The sequence below is a fragment of the Pseudomonas sp. KCJK9058 genome, assembly GCF_046230975.1.
Lineage (GTDB): Bacteria > Pseudomonadota > Gammaproteobacteria > Pseudomonadales > Pseudomonadaceae > Aquipseudomonas > Aquipseudomonas alloputida.
Genome location: NZ_JBJJLR010000006.1, coordinates 100,581 through 123,025 on the forward strand (window position 1 = coordinate 100,581; position 22,445 = coordinate 123,025).

The window sequence follows — 22,445 nt, forward strand, 5'->3', positions numbered from 1 at the left end:
AACATTGGCCTATACGTCATCCCTGCATGCCTCAACCCATGCCGGGGCGACAGGGATCCCGTGATTTAGCCAATATCAAGAGGCCATCCTTCGATGATCGCCCAGCTGTCCACCGTTGCACCGAGCGCCAATTACCCCGAATTCCTCGAAGCCCTGCGCAACAGCGGCTTCCGTGGCCAGATCAGTGCCGACTACGCAACCCGCACGGTACTGGCCACCGACAACTCGATCTACCAGCGCTTGCCGCAGGCGGCGGTGTTCCCTCTGGATGCCGACGATGTGGCGCGGGTCGCCACGCTAATGGGTGAACCGCGCTTCCAGCAGGTCAAGCTGACCCCCCGCGGTGGTGGCACCGGCACCAACGGCCAGTCGCTGACCGACGGTATCGTCGTCGACCTGTCGCGGCACATGAACAACATTCTCGAAATCAACGTGCAAGAGCGCTGGGTGCGGGTACAGGCCGGCACGGTCAAGGACCAGCTCAATGCTGCGCTCAAGCCGCACGGGCTGTTCTTCGCCCCTGAGCTGTCCACCTCCAACCGCGCCACGGTCGGCGGCATGATCAACACGGATGCCAGTGGCCAGGGCAGTTGCACCTACGGCAAAACCCGCGACCACGTGCTGGAGCTGCACAGCGTGCTGCTCGGTGGCGAACGCCTGCACAGCCTGCCGATCGACGATGCTGCGCTGGAGCAGGCCTGCGCCGCGCCGGGCCGGGTCGGCGAGGTGTACCGCATGGCCCGGGAAATTCAGGAAACCCAGGCCGAACTGATTGAAACCACCTTTCCCAAGCTCAACCGTTGCCTGACCGGCTACGACCTGGCGCACCTGCGCGACGAGCAGGGCCGCTTCAACCTCAACAGCGTGCTGTGCGGCGCCGAGGGCTCGCTGGGCTACGTGGTCGAAGCCAAGCTCAACGTGCTGCCGATTCCCAAATATGCGGTGCTGGTCAACGTACGCTACACCAGCTTCATGGATGCGCTGCGTGATGCCAACGCGCTGATGGCGCACAAGCCGCTGTCGATCGAGACGGTCGACTCCAAGGTGCTGATGCTGGCGATGAAAGACATCGTTTGGCACAGCGTTGCCGAGTATTTCCCGGCGGACCCCGAGCGCCCCACGCTGGGCATCAACCTGGTGGAGTTCTGCGGCGACGAGCCGGCCGAGGTCAACGCCAAGGTGCAGGCGTTCATCCAGCACCTGCAAAGCGACACCAGCGTCGAGCGCCTGGGCCACACTTTGGCCGAAGGCGCCGAGGCAGTCACCCGCGTCTATACCATGCGCAAGCGTTCGGTGGGCCTGCTGGGCAACGTCGAAGGCGAAGTGCGCCCGCAGCCGTTCGTGGAGGACACCGCGGTACCGCCAGAGCAGTTGGCCGACTACATCGCCGATTTCCGCGCACTGCTCGATGGCTACGGCCTGGCCTACGGCATGTTTGGCCACGTCGATGCCGGCGTGCTGCATGTGCGCCCGGCACTGGACATGAAGGACCCGGCGCAGGCCGCGCTGGTCAAGCCGATTTCCGACGCCGTTGCCGCGCTGACCAAGCGTTATGGCGGCCTGCTGTGGGGTGAGCACGGCAAGGGCCTGCGCTCGGAATACGTGCCCGAGTACTTCGGTGAGCTGTACCCGGCGTTGCAGCGCCTGAAGGGCGCCTTTGACCCGCACAACCAGCTCAACCCGGGCAAGATCTGCACGCCACTGGGCAGCGCCGAGGGCCTGACCCCGGTCGATGGCGTGACCCTGCGCGGCGACCTTGACCGTACCATTGACGAGCGCGTATGGCAGGACTTCCCCAGCGCCGTGCACTGCAACGGCAATGGCGCCTGTTACAACTATGACCCCAACGACGCCATGTGCCCGTCGTGGAAAGCTACCCGCGAACGCCAGCATTCGCCCAAGGGCCGCGCCTCGCTGATGCGCGAGTGGCTGCGCCTGCAGGGCGAGGCGAACATCGATGTGCTGGCTGCGGCGCGCAACAAGGTGTCGTGGCTCAAGGGCCTGCCGGCGCGTCTGCGCAACAACCGCGCGCGCAACCAGGGCCAGGAAGACTTCTCCCATGAAGTGTACGACGCCATGGCTGGCTGCCTGGCGTGCAAGTCGTGCGCCGGGCAGTGCCCGATCAAGGTCAATGTGCCGGACTTCCGCTCGCGCTTCCTCGAGCTGTACCACGGTCGCTACCAGCGCCCGCTGCGTGACTACCTGATCGGCTCGCTCGAGTTCACCATCCCCTACCTGGCGCACGCACCGGGGCTATACAACGCGGTGATGGGTTCGAAGTGGGTGAGCCAGCTGCTGGCCGACAAGGTGGGCATGGTCGACAGCCCGCTGATCAGCCGCTTCAACTTCCAGGCTACCCTGACCCGTTGCCGCGTTGGCATGGCCACGGTGCCGGCCCTGCGCGAACTGACCCCGGCCCAGCGCGAGCGCAGCATCGTGCTGGTGCAGGACGCCTTCACCCGCTACTTCGAAACACCGCTGCTGTCGGCCTTCATCGACCTTGCCCACCGCCTGGGCCACCGGGTATTCCTGGCGCCGTACAGCGCCAACGGCAAGCCGTTGCACGTACAGGGTTTCCTTGGCGCGTTTGCCAAGGCAGCGATCCGCAACGCCACGCAGCTCAAGGCCCTGGCCGATTGCGGTGTGCCGCTGGTGGGGCTGGACCCGGCGATGACGCTGGTGTATCGCCAGGAGTACCAGAAGGTGCCAGGCCTGGAGGGTTGCCCGCAGGTGCTGCTGCCGCAGGAATGGTTGATGGATGTGCTGCCCGAGCAGGCGCCTACCGCACCGGGCAGCTTCCGCCTGATGGCGCACTGCACCGAGAAGACCAACGTGCCGGCCAGCACCCGGCAGTGGGAGCAGGTGTTCGCCCGTCTGGGGCTGAAGCTGGTGACCGAGGCCACGGGTTGCTGCGGTATGTCCGGTACCTATGGGCACGAAGCTCGCAACCAGGAAACCTCGCGAGCCATATTCGAGCAGAGCTGGGCGACCAAGCTGGACAAGGACGGGGAGCCGCTGGCGACCGGTTATTCGTGCCGTAGCCAGGTCAAGCGCATGACCGAGCGGAAGATGCGTCACCCGCTTGAGGTGGTGTTGCAGTACGCTCAGCGCTAAGTTTGAGGCCTTTTGGGGCTGCTTTGCAGCCCTTCGCGGGTGAACCCGCTCCTACGGGGGGATCGTGCACGCCAGGCTGGCGCGTCAACCCTGCAGGGGCGGGGTGGGCCGCGAAGAGGCCGGCACCGGCTTTCAGGCTGCTGTTGTACGGACCCTGTCCCGACGCCCCTGGCGGTACAAATAGAGGCTCAATACCAACCCACACGCTGCCGCAGCCGCCGCGAACAGAAACATCGAAGCGAAGCCGAACCCCGCCGCCACCGCACCGACCAATGGCCCGGTCACCCCCAGTGACAAGTCGATGAACAGTGAATACGCTCCCACCGCTGCCCCGCGGTTAGCTGCCGACACCTGGTTCACCGCCTCCACGCCCAATGCCGGAAACACCAGCGAGAAACCAAACCCACTCAGTGCAGCCCCCGCCAAGGCCAGTTCGGCGTTGGGTGCCAGCCACAGCATCAACAGCCCAAGCGTTTCCACCGACAGGCAGGCGATCGCCACCCTGAAGCCACCGATGCGATTGATCAGGTTGCCAAAGAGCAGCCGTGCGCTGATGAAACTGGCGCCGAACAGGCTCAGGGTCAGCGCCGCATTGGCCCAGCCACGGCTTGCGTAGTAAAGGGTGATGAAGGTGGCGATGGTGCCAAAGCCGATCGAGCCCAGGGCAAGCCCCGAGCCATGCGGAAATACCTTGCCCAGCACCCGCAGGAACGGCAGGCGTACACCGCTGACGATGGGTGCGGCTTGCTTGGGCCAGGCCAGCAGCAAACCGAGTACGCACAGCAGGATGATGCTCACACCCATGCTCCACAGCCCGAGGCCTTTGACCATCAGCACACCCAGTGGGGCGCCGATAGCCAGCGCACCGTAGCTGGCGATGCCGTTCCAGGAGATGACCTTGGCCGTGTTTGCGGCACCCACCCGGCCAATGCCCCAGCCGATCGCACCCGAGCCTACCAGGCTTTCGGCGCTGCCCAGCACCAGGCGACCGACCAGCAGGCAAGCCAGGCTCAGCCAAGGTAGGTGAGTGAGGAAGGCGCAGGCCAGCATGAATACCCCGCTGAGCCCGCAGCCGGCCAGTCCGTACATGACGGCCTTCTTGCTGCCGTGGTTGTCGATGATGCGGCTGGCGCCAGGGCGGCTGAGCAGCGTAGCGAGGTACTGCACGCTGATCACCAGGCCGGCGACCACGGCACTGAAACCCAGGTCGTTGTGCACATAGCCGGGCAACACGGCCAAGGGGATGCCGATGTTCAGGTAGCCGATGAAGGTGAACAGGACGATGGAGACGACTTGCCCAGTGACGGCAAGGGATGTGGGACTGCGTGCTGGCATTGGGGATCCGTTGCTGCGGTAAGGATGGCAGTGTGTGCCGCCATCTTAACCACAGCAAGGGTGTTTGCGGGCGAAGCTGTCAGGCTGTAGTCAGTTGGTGTAATCGAGCATCCAGGTCACACTGAACTCGGCTTTCGGGTAATCCAGCCGCAAGCGCGGCAGGACGAAGCCGCCACAGGAGCGACAGGAGTCGAGCAGTGTGAAGACATCGATACGCTCGACCTCGGTGTGGCGGTGAAGCAGTCTGCGGTTCAGCGCGCTGGCGATGTGTCGTTCGGCATCGAGATGTCGCTTATGGACGCGCGTCCACAGGAAATCTGCGCGCCGCAGGATTGGCAGCTCGGTAAACCGCGGGTCTGGTGGGAAAAACTGGTTAACCTGGCGTGCATCGACGTAGTCCACTGCCGGTGTGAGGCGGGGCGTCGGGATGATATGCAATGCGCGCCGGCCAGGGCTGCCTGACAGGGCGAAGAACACCACGCGGCTATGGTCCTTCAGCGTGACGCTGGCAAAGGCCAGGTTGACTGGGTAGAGGTGCTGACGCAAGGCGGCCATCGCGTTGTCGTCGAGCGACTGAGCACCTGCTGCCGGTGTGTAAGGGGTAGTGGCGCCGCGCGCAGGTAGCAGATCGTCCAGTACGCCAAGGATGTGTTGGCGGTCTGCGGCGCTGGTGCTGTGGAACTGCCTCCAGATCGGGACTATCTCCCGGTTCAATGCTGCGATGCCGCGACTGGCAGGGCCCGCCAAAGCGTCCTGGGCCGCGCTCTGCGTGAGGATGTTTCGCGCGTATTCCGGGAGCAGGCGCGACTCCATGGCTTCGATGAACTGCAGGAATCGCGAGGGGTGGCGGAGTTGCCATGTTCGCCCTTGTTCTATCCAGTCGCGCAGCAATCTGACCACGTTATCGACATCGCGCTGCAGGTTGGGGCGCTCGGCGACGATGCGGTAGGTTTCGCTGATTTCCAGGTACCGCTCGATGGCCTCGTGGTCGGTGATTCTCTCGAACCTGCGACGCAGCCCTCTGGGCGGATGTGGCAGCGAAGCTGGCAGTGCCGGGGCATCCAGCAGCCTTGTCTGCCACGCCCAGGGCTGATGAGGGGCGCCATAAAAAACTCCCAGATCGGCCTCGACGATCAACCACTGCTCACCGCGCCAGTCGATCAATGCGCCGCGCAGGGTGCGACGGTCGGGAATGGTCCGCGCCAGCCCGCCCAGGCGCACGGGAGGGCAGTAGTCGGTAATTTGCCTGACTTGCTCGATCGGCATGTCCGCAGGCAAGCCAAAGCGTAGTTCAGGCGATGGATCGACCACGATGCGCCTGTGGTACACGGGAGGCGAGATGACGCCAAGGCGTAACTGGGTTTCTTCGACGGGCAAGGGCTTCAATCGCTTGGGGTGATTAGGGGCGTGCACGACGACCTTGCCCTCGCGCACCATGACCTGCGCCCAGATGTCGAAGCGTGTGTGCTGGGGGCGATAACGAATCGGAACCGGCTCGATCCGCACGGTTTGGAAGGCGTGACTGACGTGTTGTCCGAATACGGGTGTGCCGGCGTCATTGGGCAAGGGCGAGAAGCTCAGGGCCATTCGCGCTTCGCCGCCGGTGTAAGGCGGCCGCACCTCGGTGGGTGGCTGGCCGAGTAGCGGCTCATGGGCAACCCGACGTACCAGCCCCGAGGTGTTCGGTGTTTGAAGGCGATAGGCGGCGCCATGAATGATTGCATCGACCGTGGCATTGTCGCGGGGGATCAGTGTGGCTGTTTCGGGTAGCTCGCGTGGCACCGGACCATGGCTGCCAGGTATCTGGTCAAGTAGCAGGGCATCGGGCGTCTGGCCCGGCAGTACCCTTCGCTGCGTCATGAGTTCCCGGGATTCGGGGGCGACCGTCGTCAGTTCGGGCGCGCTGCGCCAGCGCTTGGGCGGAGTAAGGCGCTCGCTGAAGTCGGGCGTGACGGGGATGCTGCTCCAGCGTCGGGCGGCGCGCGCGGCGTTCAGGCGTGCGGTGTTGGCGCTTTGGCCCAGCACGCCGGGAAGCTTGGCCAATGGTTTGAAGGCCCGTCCACCAAGCGTGACTGCCGCGCCTTTCAGCGCGGCGATGTCCAGGACACAAGCCAGTGCATCGCTGCCATCCTCTGGGTTCAGGCAACTCAAGCCCGGTATCAGGTTGGAAAACAACCGTTGCAAGTAGCGCCCAGTGCTCACGGACTGGCGCCTGGTCAGAAATTGCTCATGCGGGGTAGCGCCTTTGCCCAGTGCATGCAAAGCATCCCGATTGCCCAGGGCGATATCGCTGGCGTAATGCCTGGCCAGTGAATCGAGGCGATCTTGCGTGGGGGCGATGAGCACGGGTCGCAAGGCGGGAAAGTCGGCAGCGATCCACGGCAGTTGTGATTGGTTGTATTCGCTGTAGAGCAGCGTCAATTGCTCGGCCAGGCGCGTCGGCGCTGTGTGGGCAATGAAGTGCGCTTGCCAGTGCAGCCGTTCGGGGAACAGCTCGTAAAGCCAATCGCCCTCTGTGCCCGGGGCATGTACGACGAAACCCTGGGTGGCCGTCTGCATGTGCCAGTCCGCTCTGGGGCTGGAGCCGTACTCAGGTCGGTTATCGGGGCCCACGTAGATCGGCCAGGTCACGGCATAGGCGGTCCAGGGGCCATCACGCAGGCGGTCCTTGATATCTTCCGGCAGGTGGCTCAAGCAGCGGTGCAGGATAGCTTGATAGACGTTGGTGGCACGCTGTTCCCAAGCGCCGAAGGCCACTTCATACCAGGCGGTCACGTCCGGCAGGCGGGGATTGCTTCGGTAGCCTGCGCCATGGTCAAGGTACATCAGCAGGTGCACTTGGCCATCCGCGTTGCGCGACTCGGGCGCTATCCGGCTCTGGAGCAACTGCCGACGCGCCTCCTCGAAGCGGTCCGGGAGATCATTGAGGCTTTCAACGTCCCTGACCGCCAGGTAGCGATGCAACGCCAATTGCCATTGCTGGTGCGACCAGGGCGGGGGGAGTTCGAATGATCCGCGCAAGGGGGCCCACACCGCCAGCGTCTGGCGCAGTGCTTCTTCGGGAGCGGGGTCATCCTCGTGCAGGGCCTGGCGCATGACCTGTTCTGCGTTGTCGAAGGTCATCGGTTGCTGGCGGGCGCTGAGTATCAGGGCTCCCTGGCGGATGCTGGCCCAGCGCAGGTCGGGCTCGAAGCTGAAATCGGCCGGGTAGCCACTGAGCAGTAGTTCGGGCGCGAAGCGGCGCATCAGCAGTTCACCGGCCAGTTGCGCAATCGCCGGGGTGCAGGCGAGACGGATTTGCACACTGTTGATCAGGTCAAGGCGGATTTCCTCGACGGGGAGCGTGGCATTGTCCGGGCTGAACAGCTCGAAAGCCATGATCAGCCCCGGCTGGCGGTCATCGGGTGGGTACAACACGTCGATCAAGGTTTGTTCGGCCAAGGCCAAGTGATCGGAGCTGGCATCCCATTCTGCCGAGGCGGCCAGTTCGCCGGCCCATCGGGTGAACATGGACGAATGCAGCACGGCGTCGAGCGCTTGAGCGGCTGGCACATTCAATGCCGGGCCTGGGAGAAACGCCTTTCCATGCTGATCAGGTGTTACACCCGACGCTCGTTCGCGGGCAGTGGGCGGGCGGTAACGCCTGCCTTGTGCATAGACTGTCGCACCGAGGGTGTTGAACAGGTGGACGGCAAGGTGAACACCGGCTGGAGGCTTCAGCAGGTGTCTGGCCAGTGTGTGGAGGTCCAGGTAGTTGTCCAGCACCAGTGGACGGGAGGCCGATCGTGGGGGCCGGGGGGTAGTTGGCAAACTGGGGTACAGCAGCAGGGCGGCCGCTACGAAGCAGTCACGCTGGGTCAGGCACACCCGCCGAGCCCAGAGTGCCTGGGCAAGGCTGCAACTGGCATAGGGCCATGGATTGGGCAGGCCTTCGTTCAACCCGGCGATCAGTGAGGCATCGGTTGCCGTGATCACGATATGGGCCAGTTTTGCCTGCAAGGTCGCCACCAGGTTCGCCTCTACTTGGCTGCCGGCGGGGCGTCGCAGGGTGCGGTTGAAGTGCTCATGCGCCGGTTCACGGGCGAAAGCTTCGGTCAGCTGCTGGTGCAGGTCATGATCGCTCAGGTCGACGGGGAACAGGTCTGTGAAGCCCAGTGCCTGGTTGAAATGTTCGCGCAGCGATGTGGCCAGGTCCATTGGACCGGACAGGTCGCTGTGCAGGCGCACGCTTTCGGCGTCCAGGGTGTCTATCCGGGCGAGTAGGTCGGCGGCGTCAGTGATAGATGACATGGCTCTGCCTCTTTGCGGTTGGAGGCACGAGTCTGTGTAGGGCAGGGGCGGGGCAGGTGGTAGTGGGTTGTTACAACGTTGATTTTAGACGGTGTGAAAACGTGATGACGGGGGTAGCCCGCAGGTCAGCCGTTTTCACACAGTCGGGGATGCGCAGTTATTCCTGGTCAGCGCTGGATTGATCGTCACCATCCTGCTCGGCGGCAGCTGCCGGTTCGGCGTGAACGGTCACGGATGGCTCTTCTGGGTTCAGGCTTGGGAAGGGAAGATTCGGGATTTCATGCATCTCGTCGTTCCTCGCAAGTGTGAGTGAAAAGTCTGCGCCAGGCGCGTTCGTAGCTTCAAAAAGCTCGGGCAGGATACACAAGTCTGGATGACAGTTTGGTTTTTTTCCCGGTCGTTTGTCGGTTTTGCGGGCGAACAGCGCACATATGCCCCATGAAAAAAGGGGCCTCTGGCCCCTTCTTTCTGGTGATTACTTCCGGCCTTCAGCCGTTTCCGCCACCTTGTCAGTGCGTGCGCACATGATGAAGTCGTTGCGGTGCAGGCCTTTGATCGAGTGGCTCCACCAGGTCACGGTGACCTTGCCCCATTCAGTCAGCAGCCCTGGGTGGTGGCCTTCGGCTTCGGCAATTTCGCCCACGGCATTGGTGAACGCCAGGGCGTGCTTGAAGTTCTTGAACAGGAACACGCGCTCCAGCTCCATGTGGCCGTCACGTACTTCGATGTTCCAGTCCGGGATTTCGCGGATCAGCTCGGCCAGCTCTTCGTCGGTGACTTTCGGTGCGTCGGCGCGGCAGGCTTCGCAATGGGCTTGGTTCAAGGCATTCATGAGGTGTTTTCCGGTTCGAGTTGTTATCGGCAAGGTCGCTCAGGCAGCGACCTTGGGTGGAAACTTCGGTGCGTGCAGACCCAGCTGCATGGCTTTATGGACCATGCCCATGATGTCCTCGTGGGCCAGGTCGAACAGGCGCTTCATGTTCGGCAGCACGAAATACACCGGTTGCAGAATGTCGATGCGGTAGGGCGTACGCATGGCCTCGATCGGGTCGAAGGCTTGGTGCTCAGGCTCGTCAGACAGACTGTAGACGGTCTCTTTCGGCGACGAGAGGATGCCGCCACCATAGATTTTGCGGCCTTGCGCGGTTTCCATCAGGCCAAACTCGATGGTCATCCAGTACAAGCGCGCCAGGTACACACGTTGTTCCTTGGTCGCGGCGAGGCCGAGCTTGCCGTAGGTGTGGGTGAACTCGGCGAACCAGGGATTGGTCAGCAGCGGGCAGTGGCCGAAGATCTCGTGGAAAATATCCGGCTCTTGCAGGTAGTCCAGCTCTTCCGGGGTGCGGATGAAGGTGGCGACCGGAAAGCGCTTGCTGGCCAGCAATTCGAAGAAGGTCTGGAAGGGGATCAGCGCCGGTACCCGGGCAACCTGCCAGCCGGTGGTGGCACCCAGCACCTTGTTGATCTCGCCCAATTGCGGAATGCGGTCATGCGGCAATTTCAGCTGGTCGATGCCGTCCAGGTATTCCTGGCACGCACGGCCTTCGATCACTTTCAGCTGGCGGGTGATCAGGGTGTTCCACACCGCATGCTCTTGCTGCGGGTAATCGATAAAACCATGCGCATCGGGCTCGCGTGCCACGTATTGCGTCTGTTTCATGAGGCTCTCCTGGTGAGGGCTTTTCTTGTTATGTGCAGGACATGCCTAAAGGAATATCCCTTCGCCAGCGGTTTTGCACGGGGGTGGGCCTCGGCCGCGAAGGGTGCTGACGTGGGTTTTCGTAACGATAATTTTACAAAACGCGGCAAGTGTCGGAAAATTCGAGGCATCTGGTTGATAGAAACCCGGTTTTTGTCAGCTTATCTTTACGACTTTTCCGCGCGGTGTTGAAAAACATCAGCGCTTCGAGAGCCCTCATGCGTATCAAAGTCCATTGCCAGAACCGCATTGGCATCCTGCGCGACATCCTCAACCTGCTGGTGGAGTACGGCATCAACGTGCTGCGCGGTGAGGTTGGCGGTGATCATGGCAACGCCATCTACCTGCACTGCCCGAACCTGATCAACCTGCAATTTCAGGCCCTGCGGCCGAAGTTCGAGGCGATTGCCGGGGTGTTCGGCGTAAAGCGTGTGGGCCTGATGCCCAGCGAACGCCGGCACATGGAGCTGAATGCGTTGCTGGGGGCGCTGGACTTCCCGGTGCTGTCGATCGACATGGGCGGCAGCATCGTTGCGGCCAACCGTGCCGCCGCGCAGTTGCTTGGCGTGCGGGTTGATGAGGTGCCGGGCATGCCGCTGGCGCGCTACGTAGAAGACTTCGATCTACCGGAGCTGGTGCGGGCCAACAAGTCGCGCATCAACGGCTTGCGCATCAAAGTCAAAGGCGATGTGTTCCTGGCCGATATCGCACCGCTGCAGTCCGAGCACGATGACAGCGAGGCGCTGGCCGGCGCGGTGCTTACCCTGCACCGCGCCGACCGAATCGGCGAGCGTATCTACAATGTGCGCAAGCAAGAGCTGCGTGGCTTCGACAGCATCTTCCAGAGCTCGCGGGTGATGGCTGCCGTGGTGCGTGAAGCGCGGCGCATGGCGCCGCTGGATGCACCGTTGCTGATCGAGGGCGAAACCGGTACGGGCAAGGAGTTGCTGGCGCGTGCCTGCCATTTGGCCAGTCCGCGTGGACAGTCGCCGCTGATGGCGCTCAACTGCGCCGGGTTGCCCGAGTCGATGGCCGAGACCGAGCTGTTCGGTTACGGCCCTGGGGCATTCGAAGGGGCACGGGCCGAAGGCAAGCTGGGGCTGCTGGAGTTGACTGCAGGCGGCACGCTGTTCCTTGACGGGGTAGGGGAGATGAGCCCGCGCCTGCAGGTAAAGCTGCTGCGCTTTCTGCAGGACGGCTGCTTCCGTCGGGTAGGTAGCGATGAAGAGGTCTACCTGGATGTGCGGGTGATTTGTGCAACCCAGGTGGATTTGTCCGAGTTGTGTGCCCGTGGCGAGTTTCGCCAGGACCTGTATCACCGGCTCAATGTACTGTCGCTGCACATTCCGCCTTTGCGCGAATGCATGGATGGTCTGGAGGGGTTGGTGCAGCATTTTCTCGATCAGGCCAGTCGACAGATTGGCTGTGCCATGCCGCGCCTGGCACCGGCGGCAATGGACAAACTTGGGCAGTACCACTGGCCAGGTAATGTAAGGCAGTTGGAAAACGTTTTGTTCCAGGCGGTTTCGTTATGTGACGGCGGCGTGGTTAAAAGCGAGCATATCCGCTTGCCGGATTATGGCGTGCGGCAACCGTTGGGTGAGTTTTCGCTGGAAGGGGATCTTTCGCAGATAGTAGGGCGCTTTGAAAAGGCGGTGCTGGAAAGTTTGATAGGTGAGTTTCCCAGTAGTCGGGCCTTGGGCAAAAGACTGGGTGTTTCGCACACGACAATTGCCAACAAGTTGAGGGATTACTCGCTTAACAAGTCGGCGGATTAGTTGTTGGGCAAAGAACCTGGGACTGCGTTGCAGTCCTTTCGCGACACAAGGCCGCTCCCACAAGTAATACGCTGTGCTCTGGCTGAGCGCATTACCTGTGGGTGCGGCCTTGTGTCGCGATAGGGGGCCGCAGGGCCCCCGATTCCAAGGTATCAGCCGTTAGAGCAGCCGTTCCCCATCACGCGGTATTCGAGAATGTGCTTCTGGCCCTGGGAGTCCTCGTAGGTCATGCGGGCGGGCACGACTTCGCACACATTGGGCACTTCGCTCATGGAAATGACGCGAGCAATGTCCAGGTGCTGCGAGTAACTGTACTGTTCAACCGGAATCTGCTCGGCATCTTTGGCTTCGCCGGCCATTGCCGCGCCGCAAAGACTGCCAAGTACCAATACCAGTAAAGCTTTCATTTTCTATTTACCTGTCTAAGGTCGTGAGGGGGCACGCGGCGCTTATGGCGCCGCGAGTACAGCGAGTGTTAACTATCGGGATTAGAGGGGGATTAACGTTTGCCTTCGTGGGGGCTGTTACCAGTTGTTAATCGCCTTGCCGTTGCTGGCGAGGTGAATTTTATGGCGGTGGCCAATGCTGAAACAGTGGGTGTTTTGATAAAGTGTTTTGACAGAATCTGTAACAATCCTGTGGCAAACCCCTCGTTTTTTCGTCGGCAAGGCTGTAATGCCCGCGCCAGAGCGTTTTGCCGGAACGGGTGTACCAAATTACTACCAACGTCGAATGGCTTTTGTCGCTCTGGTACAGTTACAAACGGTTCCATACAAAAACAACTATTACACCGAGGTAACACAGATGAGTGCGGCTCCACTGTATCCCGTTCGTCCCGAGGTTGCGGCCACTACCCTGACCGACGAGGCCACCTACAAGGCCATGTACCAGCAATCGGTGATCAACCCGGACGGCTTCTGGCGCGAGCAGGCCCAGCGTATCGACTGGATCAAGCCGTTCACCAAGGTCAAGCAGACCTCCTTCGACGACCACCATGTCGATATCAAATGGTTCGCCGACGGCACTCTGAACGTTTCCTCCAACTGCCTGGACCGCCACCTTGAAGAGCGCGGTGACCAGTTGGCCATCATCTGGGAAGGTGACGACCCTTCCGAGCACCGCAACATCACTTACCGCGAGTTGCACGAGCAGGTCTGCAAGTTCGCCAACGCCCTGCGTGGCCAGGATGTGCACCGCGGTGACGTGGTCACCATCTATATGCCGATGATCCCCGAAGCGGTGGTCGCCATGCTGGCCTGTGCACGCATTGGTGCGATTCACTCGGTGGTGTTCGGCGGCTTCTCGCCCGAGGCGCTGGCTGGCCGTATCATCGACTGCAAGTCCAAGGTGGTGATCACGGCCGACGAAGGCGTGCGTGGTGGCCGCCGCACACCGCTCAAGGCCAACGTCGACCTGGCGCTGACCAACCCTGAAACCAGCAGCGTGCAGAAAATCATCGTGTGCAAGCGCACCGGTGGCGACATTGCCTGGCACCAGCACCGCGACATCTGGTACGAAGACCTGATGAAAGTCGCCTCGAGCCACTGCGCACCCAAGGAAATGGGCGCTGAAGAGGCGCTGTTCATCCTTTATACCTCCGGCTCCACCGGCAAGCCGAAGGGCGTGCTGCACACCACGGGCGGTTACCTGGTTTACGCCGCGCTGACCCATGAACGCGTATTCGATTACCGCCCGGGCGAGGTGTACTGGTGCACCGCCGACGTCGGTTGGGTCACAGGCCACAGCTATATCGTCTACGGCCCGCTGGCCAACGGCGCTACCACCTTGCTGTTCGAGGGCGTGCCGAACTACCCGGACATTACCCGCGTATCGAAGATCGTCGACAAGCACAAGGTCAACATCCTCTACACAGCGCCAACTGCCATTCGCGCCATGATGGCTGAAGGGCAGGCAGCTGTTGAGGGCGCCGACGGTTCCAGCCTGCGTCTGCTGGGGTCGGTGGGTGAGCCGATCAACCCTGAGGCCTGGAACTGGTACTACAAGACCGTCGGCAAGGAGCGTTGCCCGATCGTCGACACCTGGTGGCAGACCGAGACCGGCGGCATCCTGATCAGCCCGCTGCCTGGCGCCACCGGCCTCAAGCCGGGTTCGGCAACCCGTCCGTTCTTCGGTGTGGTGCCTGCCTTGGTCGATAACCTGGGCAACCTGATCGACGGTGCTGCCGAGGGCAACCTGGTAATCCTCGATTCCTGGCCGGGTCAGTCGCGTTCGCTGTACGGCGACCATGACCGCTTCGTCGACACCTACTTCAAGACCTTCCGTGGCATGTACTTCACCGGCGACGGTGCGCGCCGCGACGAGGACGGTTACTACTGGATCACCGGTCGTGTGGATGACGTGCTCAACGTGTCCGGCCACCGCATGGGTACTGCCGAGATCGAAAGCGCCATGGTCGCGCATTCGAAGGTTGCCGAGGCCGCAGTGGTTGGCGTGCCGCATGACATCAAAGGGCAGGGTATTTATGTGTATGTCACCCTCAATGCCGGCATCGAGGCCAGCGAGCAATTGCGCCTGGAGCTGAAGAACTGGGTACGCAAGGAGATTGGCCCGATTGCCTCGCCGGATGTGATCCAGTGGGCGCCAGGGCTGCCGAAGACCCGCTCGGGCAAGATCATGCGCCGCATCCTGCGCAAGATTGCCACCGGTGAATACGACGCCCTGGGCGATATCTCGACCTTGGCCGACCCAGGTGTGGTGCAGCACCTGATCGATACCCACAAGGCGATGAACCTGGCTTCGGCCTAATTCCCTCCCCGGCAATACCCCCTGTAGGAGCGGGCTTGCCCGCGAATGCGTCAGTTCAGGCTAAGCTGTCTCCTGACCTCATGCATTCGCGGGCAAGCCCGCTCTTGCATTGTTACCCGACAATCATCGGTTACTGTTCTGTCACCGGCCCCGCACAGGTTCGGGGCGCTAGGAAACAATTCCGGCCCGTTTCGGTGCATCGGGGTCAGCATTTTGTGCATCAAGGCACGCTGCACTTGCCGTCGTACAAGGGTTTGCCAATAATAGGCCCAGGAATTGCTAGGTCTATAGGTTCTATTTCTTGCGTCATTGCATATTCTGCACTGGCTGTCAACATCGCCCGCGGCGGTTTCAAGCGCTTCTATAAGTAGTTGTCGCTTTGAAGAAATATCGACTACCGGGCTGTCGTTAAAATGCCACTCACTCGCTCGTGGTATGCGGCCTTGGTCGAACCCTGCGCGGCTCGCGTTGTACTCATTCGCATATCGGGCAGCCGTTACCTGCCTTGTATTGCCCCGTACCGATGGAGTTACCTGATGAAGAAGCTCGCACTGCTTGGCGCCCTGGCGCTGTCTGTGTTTTCCCTGGTGTCGCAGGCTGCTGAAAAACCGCTGAAAATCGGCATCGAAGCGGCCTACCCACCCTTCGCCTTCAAGCAACCTGACGGCAGCATTGCCGGCTTTGACTACGATATCGGCAACGCGCTGTGCGAAGAGATGAAAACCAAGTGTACCTGGGTCGAGCAGGAGTTCGACGGCCTGATCCCGGCGCTGAAAGTGCGCAAGATCGACGCCATCCTGTCGTCCATGTCGATCACCGATGACCGCAAGAAGTCGGTCGACTTCACCAAGCGCTACTACCTGACTCCGGCGCGCCTGGTCATGAAGGACGGCACCACCGTCAGCGACAGCCTGGACGAACTGAAAGGCAAGAAGATCGGTGTGCAGCGCGGCTCCATTCACGACCGCTTCGCCAAGGAAGTGCTGGGCGCCAAAGGTGCCACCGTGGTGCCTTACGGCACCCAGAACGAAATCTACCTGGACGTCGCAGCTGGTCGCCTCGACGGCACCGTGGCTGATGCCACCCTGCTGGAAGACGGCTTCCTCAAGACTGACGCCGGCAAGGGCTTCGCGTTCGTAGGCCCGGCCTTCACCGACGCCAAGTACTTCGGTGACGGTATCGGTATTGCCGTACGCAAGGGTGACAAGGCAAATGTCGACCGCATCAACGCGGCGATCGACGCCATCCGTGCCAACGGCAAGTACAAAGAAATCGAAAGCAAGTACTTCAATTTCGACATCTACGGTCCAGACTCGAAGTAAGACGTCGGGTTTCACCTGTGCAATGGTGCAAACAGCAGAGGCTCTGAGGTTTGCACCATTTTTCATTCTCTAGGTCGAGGACCTCATCATGTTGAAAGGCTACGGGGCAGTCATCCTCGACGGGGCGTGGCTGACGCTACAGCTCGCCCTGTCGTCGATGGCCCTGGCCATCGTGCTCGGCCTGATCGGTGTGGCGCTGCGTTTGTCGCCAGTGCGCTGGCTGGCCTGGCTGGGCGATCTGTATTCCACGGTGATCCGTGGTATTCCGGACCTGGTCCTGATCCTGCTGATCTTCTACGGCGGGCAAGACATCATCAATCGGGTGGCGCCGCTGCTCGGCTACGAAGACTATATCGATCTGAATCCGCTGATTGCGGGTATCGGTACCCTGGGCTTCATCTTTGGCGCCTACCTCTCGGAAACCTTCCGCGGTGCCTTCCTGGGCATTCCCAAAGGCCAGGCCGAGGCGGGCGTGGCGTATGGCATGAGCCCCCGCCAAGTGTTCTTCCGCATCCAGGTGCCGCAAATGATTCGCCTGGCCATTCCGGGCTTCACCAACAACTGGCTGGTGCTGACCAAGGCCACTGCACTGATTTCGGTCGTCGGCCTGCAGGACATGATGTTCAAGGCCAAGCAGGCGGCTGACGCCACCCGCGAACCCTTCACCTTCTTCCTGGCAGTGGCGGCGCTGTACCTGGTGCTGACCAGTGTTTCGCTGCTGGCCCTGAAGTATCTGGAGCGCCGCTACTCGGTGGGCGTCAAGGTGGCTGAACTATGATCTTCGACTACAACGTCGTCTGGGAAGCGCTGCCGATGTACTTCGGCGGTTTGCTGACCACCCTGAAACTGCTGGCGATTTCGCTTTTCTTCGGCCTGTTGGCAGCCATTCCGCTGGGCCTGATGCGGGTATCCAGGCAGCCGGTGGTCAACCTTGCTGCATGGCTGTACACCTACGTCATCCGTGGCACGCCGATGCTGGTGCAGCTGTTCCTGATCTACTACGGCCTGGCCCAGTTCGAGGCGGTGCGCGAGAGTATCTTCTGGCCGCTGCTGTCCAGCGCCACCTTCTGCGCCTGCCTGGCGTTCGGCATCAATACCAGTGCCTACACGGCCGAAATCATTGCCGGCAGCCTCAAGGCGACGCCGCATGGCGAGATCGAAGCTGCCAAGGCCATGGGGATGTCGCGCATGAAAATGTACCGCCGCATCCTGCTGCCTTCGGCACTGCGTCGGGCACTGCCGCAGTACAGCAATGAAGTGATCATGATGCTGCAGACCACCAGCCTGGCGTCGATCGTCACCCTGATCGACATCACCGGTGCTGCGCGCACGGTCAATGCCCAGTACTACCTGCCTTTCGAGGCCTATATCACGGCGGGCGTGTTCTACCTGTGCCTGACCTTCATCCTGGTGCGCCTGTTCAAGATGGCCGAACGCCGCTGGCTCGGCTACCTGGCGCCGCGCAAGCACTGACCGCTTTGTGAGAATCGACAGCATGTACAAACTCGAAGTCCAAGACCTGCACAAGCGCTACGGCAGCCACGAAGTGCTCAAGGGCGTGTCACTGGCGGCCAAGGCCGGCGACGTCATCAGCATCATCGGCTCCAGCGGTTCGGGCAAGTCGACCTTCCTGCGCTGCATCAACCTGTTGGAGCAGCCGCACGCCGGCAAGATCCTGCTCAACAACGAAGAACTGAAGCTGGTCCCCGGCAAGGATGGTGCGTTGAAGGCCGCCGACCCGCGTCAATTGCAGCGTATGCGCTCACGCCTGTCGATGGTGTTCCAGCACTTCAACCTGTGGTCGCACATGACTGCGCTTGAGAACATCATCGAAGCGCCAGTGCACGTGCTGGGCGTGAACAAGAAGGAAGCCCTGGAAAAGGCTGAGCACTATCTGGCCAAGGTGGGGGTTGCCCATCGCAAGGATGCCTTCCCCGGGCATATGTCGGGGGGTGAGCAACAACGTGTGGCAATTGCCCGGGCATTGGCCATGGAGCCGGAGGTCATGCTGTTCGACGAGCCGACCTCTGCGCTTGACCCTGAGCTGGTGGGTGATGTGCTGAAGGTGATGCAGGCGCTGGCCCAGGAAGGTCGGACCATGGTGGTGGTGACCCACGAAATGGGCTTTGCCCGCGAGGTGTCCAACCAGCTGGTGTTTCTGCACAAAGGCCTGGTGGAAGAAACCGGCTGCCCGCGTGAAGTGCTGGCCAATCCGCAGTCGGAGCGCCTGCAGCAGTTCCTCTCCGGCAGCCTGAAGTAAAAGCTGCATTTTTGCACCAGAATAGGGCATGCTGCGCGGCGAGCGCAGCCTGACCCGGCGCACAGACTCGAACGACCTCAGGTTTCGGACCGTACCCTATGACCACCCAGCGAATCGGTTTTCTCATCTGGCCCAGCACCAGGCCTTTGACCCTGGCGTTGGCCGAGGAAGTGTTGCTGGTGGCGCAGCGTGTGCATCCGGATGTGGTCTACGAGTTGGTCTTCCTGCAGGCCGAGCCTGCGCAGGAAGGCGCCTGGCGGCTGCCGGGCGAGCCGTGGACCGGCCGCCTGGAGGGCTGCCACAAGCTCTTTCTGCTGGCCGACGAGCCGCCTGCGGCGATGGGGGCTGCCTTTTCAGCGGCGCTCAAGCAACTGGCGCGCAGTGGTTGCCTGATCGGTGGCTTGTCGGCCGGTGTGTATCCGCTGGCCATGCTGGGCCTGCTCGATGGGTACCGGGCAGCCGTGCACTGGCGCTGGCAGGATGACTTTGCCGAACGCTTCCCCAAGGTGATTGCCACCAGCCACCTGTTCGACTGGGATCGCGACCGACTGACCGCCTGCGGCGGTATGGCCGTGACCGACCTGCTGCTGGCGGTGCTGGCGCGCGATCACGGGGCGGAGCTGGCCGGGGCGGTATCGGAAGAGCTGGTGGTAGAACGCATCCGCGAGGGTGGCGAGCGCCAGCGTATTCCGCTGCAGAACCGCCTGGGCTCGAGTCACCCCAAGCTGACTCAGGCCGTGTTGCTGATGGAAGCCAACATCGAAGAGCCGCTGACCACCGACGAAATCGCCCAGCATGTGTGCGTGTCACGTCGGCAGTTGGAGCGTATCTTCAAGCAGTACCTGAACCGTGTGCCCAGCCAGTACTACCTGGAGTTGCGGTTGAACAAGGCGCGGCAGATGCTGATGCAGACCAGCAAGTCGATCATCCAGATCGGGCTGTCCTGTGGCTTCTCCTCGGGGCCGCATTTTTCCAGTGCCTACCGTAACTTCTTTGGTGCAACGCCGCGGGAAGACCGGAACCAGCGTCGCAGCAGCAGCCCGTTCGAATTGAGCTCGGCGCCGGCTGAAAAGGGCTGAGATTTCGGTTGGGTTCGGGGTGTATGCCTTGGGGTTGGTGTTGGGGCGCAAATCGAGCGCCGCGCGGGCGGCGCTCGATCTCCCCGTCAACACATCAACATCGCCGTACATCCTGCCCCCTCACAATCCTATGTGAACACCCGTACATCCTGTCCCCCTCACAATCCTGTGTGAACACCCGTACATCCCGCCCCCTCACAAACCTGTGTGAACACCCGTTCACCCAGCCCCCTCTCTCCCGTACACTGCGCGATTGCGACAGTGTTTGTCGCATTGCCGAAAGCCTTGTCAAAACTGGGTTTTGCGCTGTAACAAGTTGTCGCTTGGCCGCAAGGACAGGCGCGGATCAGTCCTTACAATCCCCCCATCGCTCGCCACTTCCAGGCCAGCGTTCCTCTTCAGGAGACTCAGATGTCCGTTGAGCAAGCCCCGGTGCAACGTGCCGATTTCGACCAGGTGATGGTCCCCAACTATTCTCCGGCGGCCTTCATTCCTGTGCGAGGCGAGGGTTCCCGCGTCTGGGACCAGTCGGGTCGCGAGTTGATCGACTTTGCCGGCGGCATCGCGGTCAATGCCCTGGGCCACTGCCACCCGGCACTGGTCAAGGCCCTGACTGAACAGGCCAACACCCTCTGGCACGTCTCCAACGTGTTCACCAACGAGCCGGCCCTGCGCCTGGCCCACAAGCTGGTGGACGCCACCTTTGCCGACCGCGCGTTCTTCTGCAACTCCGGCGCCGAGTCCAACGAGGCCGCTTTCAAGCTGGCCCGTCGTGTGGCTCATGACCGCTTCGGTCCGCAAAAGCACGAAATCATCGCCACCGTGAACAGCTTCCACGGTCGCACCCTGTTTACCGTCAGCGTGGGTGGCCAGCCGAAGTACTCCGATGGCTTTGGCCCGAAGATCACCGGTATCAGCCATGTGCCGTACAACGACCTGGAAGCGTTGAAGGTACAGATTTCCGACAAGACCTGCGCCGTGGTGATCGAGCCGATCCAGGGCGAGAGCGGCGTGGTGCCGGCCGACAAGGCCTACCTGGAAGGCGCGCGCAAGCTGTGTGACGAGCATAATGCGCTGCTGATCTTCGACGAAGTGCAGACTGGCGTGGGCCGTACCGGCTCGCTGTATGCCTACCAGCACTACGGCGTGACCCCGGACATTCTGACCAGTGCCAAGAGCCTGGGCGGCGGCTTCCCGATTGGCGCCATGCTGACCACCACCGAGCTGGCCAAGCACCTGGCCGTTGGCACCCACGGCACCACCTATGGCGGCAACCCGCTGGGCTGCGCCGTTGCCTGCGCGGTGCTGGATGTGGTCAATACCCCGGAAACCCTGGCCGGTATCAAGGCTAAGCACGAGCGCTTCAAAACCCGCCTGGAGCAGATCGGCCAGCAGTACAACCTGTTCAGCCAGGTGCGTGGCGTCGGCTTGCTGCTGGGCTGCGTCTTGACCGAGGCCTGGAAAGGCAAGGCCAAGGACGTGCTCAATGCTGCCGAGAAAGAAGGCGTGATGGTGCTGCAGGCCGGCCCGGATGTCGTCCGCTTCGCGCCAAGCCTGGTGGTTGAAGACGCTGACATCGACGAAGGCCTGGACCGCTTCGAACGCGCTGTGGCCACACTGACCAAAGGCTGATCCGCCAGCGGTCCTTTCGCCGGTCCCGGCGCAGCCTCAACCCGAGGCTACGCCGGGACCGGCGATACCCGATTCCAGTGCAGGTGCCTGGGTGCCTGCCGTTTTTCCGTGCCGACGTGAATGGCCCGTATTCCAAAGGAGTGACACCATGCTGGTGATGCGCCCCGCGCAAATGGCTGATCTGAACGACGTGCAGCGCATGGCTGCAGACAGCCCCATTGGTGTCACCTCGCTGCCGGACGACACTGCTCGTCTGGGCGACAAGATTGCCGCCTCTGAGACATCCTTCGCCGCCGAGGTCAGCTTCAACGGTGAAGAGAGTTACTTTTTCGTGCTCGAAGACAGTGAAACAGGCAAGTTGGCCGGCTGCTCGGCCATCGTCGCTTCGGCCGGGTACTCCGAGCCGTTCTACAGTTTTCGTAACGAAACATTCGTGCACGCCTCACGCGAGCTGAAGATACACAACAAGATCCATGTGCTGTCGCTGTGCCACGATCTGACCGGCAACAGCCTGCTGACCAGTTTCTATGTGGCGCCGGATTTGGTGAACAGTGGCTGGGCCGAGCTCAACTCGCGCGGCCGGCTGCTGTTTATGGCTGCGCACCCGGAGCGCTTTGCCGATTCGGTGGTGACCGAAATCGTCGGCTTCAGCGACGAGCAGGGTGAATCGCCGTTCTGGGATGCCATCGGCCGCAATTTCTTCGACCTCAACTATGCCGACGCCGAGCGCCTGTGCGGCCTGAAGAGCCGTACCTTTCTCGCGGAGCTGATGCCCCACTACCCGATCTACGTGCCGTTGTTGCCAGACCTGGCGCAGGAAGCCATGGGCCAGGTGCATCCGCGGGCACAGATCACCTTCGACATACTCATGCGCGAAGGCTTCGAGACCGAGCACTACATCGACATCTTCGACGGCGGCCCGACCCTGCATGCGCGCACCTCTGGCATCCGCTCGATCGCCCAGAGCCGGGTGGTGCCGGTGAAGATCGAGGAGGCCCCGGCCAAAGGCGGTCGCCCGTACCTGGTGTGCAACGGCCTGTTGCAGGACTACCGCGCGGTGTTGCTGGACCTGGACTGGGTGCCTGGCAAGCCGGTCAGCCTGAGCGTGGCAGCAGCCGACGCGCTGGGCGTGGGCGAGGGCGCCAGCGTGCGCCTGGTCGCGGTTTGAGG

At 62.0% G+C, this 22,445-nt stretch carries 16 protein-coding genes; 10 read left to right on the forward strand and 6 right to left on the reverse strand.

Translation table 11 applies throughout. From position 1 onward, the window contains the following. Positions 1 to 93: 93 nt before the first annotated feature. Positions 94 to 3,114 (forward strand): FAD-binding and (Fe-S)-binding domain-containing protein, encoded by a 3,021-nt coding sequence (locus ACK59Z_RS06120; RefSeq protein ID WP_108192212.1) that lies wholly within the window; start codon positions 94 to 96, stop codon positions 3,112 to 3,114. Between the two features lie 132 nt (positions 3,115 to 3,246). On the opposite strand, the gene ACK59Z_RS06125 is transcribed toward ACK59Z_RS06120, so the two are convergent. From ACK59Z_RS06125 to phhA, 5 genes are all read right to left on the reverse strand, one after another. Further along, a complete protein-coding gene (locus tag ACK59Z_RS06125; protein WP_108192213.1) occupies positions 3,247 to 4,449 on the reverse strand; it encodes an MFS transporter in 1,203 nt (400 codons plus the stop codon). A gap of 90 nt (positions 4,450 to 4,539) precedes the next feature. Continuing rightward, a complete protein-coding gene (locus tag ACK59Z_RS06130; protein ID WP_409292628.1) occupies positions 4,540 to 8,739 on the reverse strand; it encodes a deaminase domain-containing protein in 4,200 nt (1,399 codons plus the stop codon). A gap of 157 nt (positions 8,740 to 8,896) precedes the next feature. Then, a complete protein-coding gene (locus ACK59Z_RS06135; protein WP_003254533.1) occupies positions 8,897 to 9,025 on the reverse strand; it encodes a hypothetical protein in 129 nt (42 codons plus the stop codon). Between the two features lie 189 nt (positions 9,026 to 9,214). After that, a complete protein-coding gene (locus tag ACK59Z_RS06140) occupies positions 9,215 to 9,571 on the reverse strand; it encodes a 4a-hydroxytetrahydrobiopterin dehydratase (RefSeq protein WP_003254532.1) in 357 nt (118 codons plus the stop codon). Positions 9,572 to 9,610: 39 nt separating this feature from the next. Then, complete coding sequence (gene phhA / locus ACK59Z_RS06145) at positions 9,611 to 10,399, reverse strand: phenylalanine 4-monooxygenase (RefSeq protein WP_003254528.1); 789 nt, start codon at positions 10,397 to 10,399, stop codon at positions 9,611 to 9,613. Between the two features lie 257 nt (positions 10,400 to 10,656). On the opposite strand from phhA, the gene ACK59Z_RS06150 reads away from it, so the two are divergent. Continuing rightward, entirely contained in the window at positions 10,657 to 12,216 is a 1,560-nt protein-coding gene (locus tag ACK59Z_RS06150; RefSeq protein WP_012051576.1) for a sigma-54-dependent transcriptional regulator, read from the forward strand. Positions 12,217 to 12,368: 152 nt separating this feature from the next. Here ACK59Z_RS06150 and ACK59Z_RS06155 read toward each other — a convergent pair whose 3' ends face one another. Beyond that, the gene (locus ACK59Z_RS06155; protein ID WP_003254526.1) at positions 12,369 to 12,623 is read right to left on the reverse strand and encodes a DUF2790 domain-containing protein; all 255 of its coding nucleotides are present in this window, start codon (positions 12,621 to 12,623) and stop codon (positions 12,369 to 12,371) included. A 397-nt stretch (positions 12,624 to 13,020) separates the two neighbouring features. Here ACK59Z_RS06155 and acs point away from each other — a divergent pair, with 397 nt between their 5' ends. The 8 genes from acs (at position 13,021) to aruF (ending at position 22,443) form a co-directional block, all read left to right on the forward strand. Then, a complete protein-coding gene (gene acs, locus ACK59Z_RS06160) occupies positions 13,021 to 14,982 on the forward strand; it encodes an acetate--CoA ligase (RefSeq protein WP_003254525.1) in 1,962 nt (653 codons plus the stop codon). 536 nt (positions 14,983 to 15,518) lie between these two features. Beyond that, complete coding sequence (locus ACK59Z_RS06165; protein ID WP_003254524.1) at positions 15,519 to 16,304, forward strand: ABC transporter substrate-binding protein; 786 nt, start codon at positions 15,519 to 15,521, stop codon at positions 16,302 to 16,304. Positions 16,305 to 16,392: 88 nt separating this feature from the next. Beyond that, positions 16,393 to 17,082 carry an ABC transporter permease gene (locus ACK59Z_RS06170; protein ID WP_003254523.1) on the forward strand — a complete coding sequence of 230 codons (690 nt, stop codon included), beginning with the start codon at positions 16,393 to 16,395 and terminating at the stop codon, positions 17,080 to 17,082. Further along, complete coding sequence (locus ACK59Z_RS06175) at positions 17,079 to 17,777, forward strand: ABC transporter permease (protein ID WP_003254520.1); 699 nt, start codon at positions 17,079 to 17,081, stop codon at positions 17,775 to 17,777. The genes ACK59Z_RS06170 and ACK59Z_RS06175 overlap by 4 nt, the downstream gene beginning before the upstream one ends. 22 nt (positions 17,778 to 17,799) lie before the next feature. Continuing rightward, entirely contained in the window at positions 17,800 to 18,564 is a 765-nt protein-coding gene (locus ACK59Z_RS06180; RefSeq protein ID WP_010955179.1) for an ABC transporter ATP-binding protein, read from the forward strand. A gap of 98 nt (positions 18,565 to 18,662) precedes the next feature. Continuing rightward, entirely contained in the window at positions 18,663 to 19,643 is a 981-nt protein-coding gene (argR, locus tag ACK59Z_RS06185) for a transcriptional regulator ArgR (protein WP_004576734.1), read from the forward strand. 411 nt (positions 19,644 to 20,054) lie between these two features. Further along, positions 20,055 to 21,275: an aspartate aminotransferase family protein gene (locus ACK59Z_RS06190; protein ID WP_409292630.1), complete on the forward strand. Its 1,221-nt coding sequence runs from the start codon at positions 20,055 to 20,057 to the stop codon at positions 21,273 to 21,275. A gap of 148 nt (positions 21,276 to 21,423) precedes the next feature. After that, positions 21,424 to 22,443, forward strand: a complete 1,020-nt coding sequence (gene aruF / locus ACK59Z_RS06195) for an arginine/ornithine succinyltransferase subunit alpha (RefSeq protein WP_108192215.1) — start codon at positions 21,424 to 21,426, stop codon at positions 22,441 to 22,443. Positions 22,444 to 22,445 lie beyond the last annotated feature (2 nt).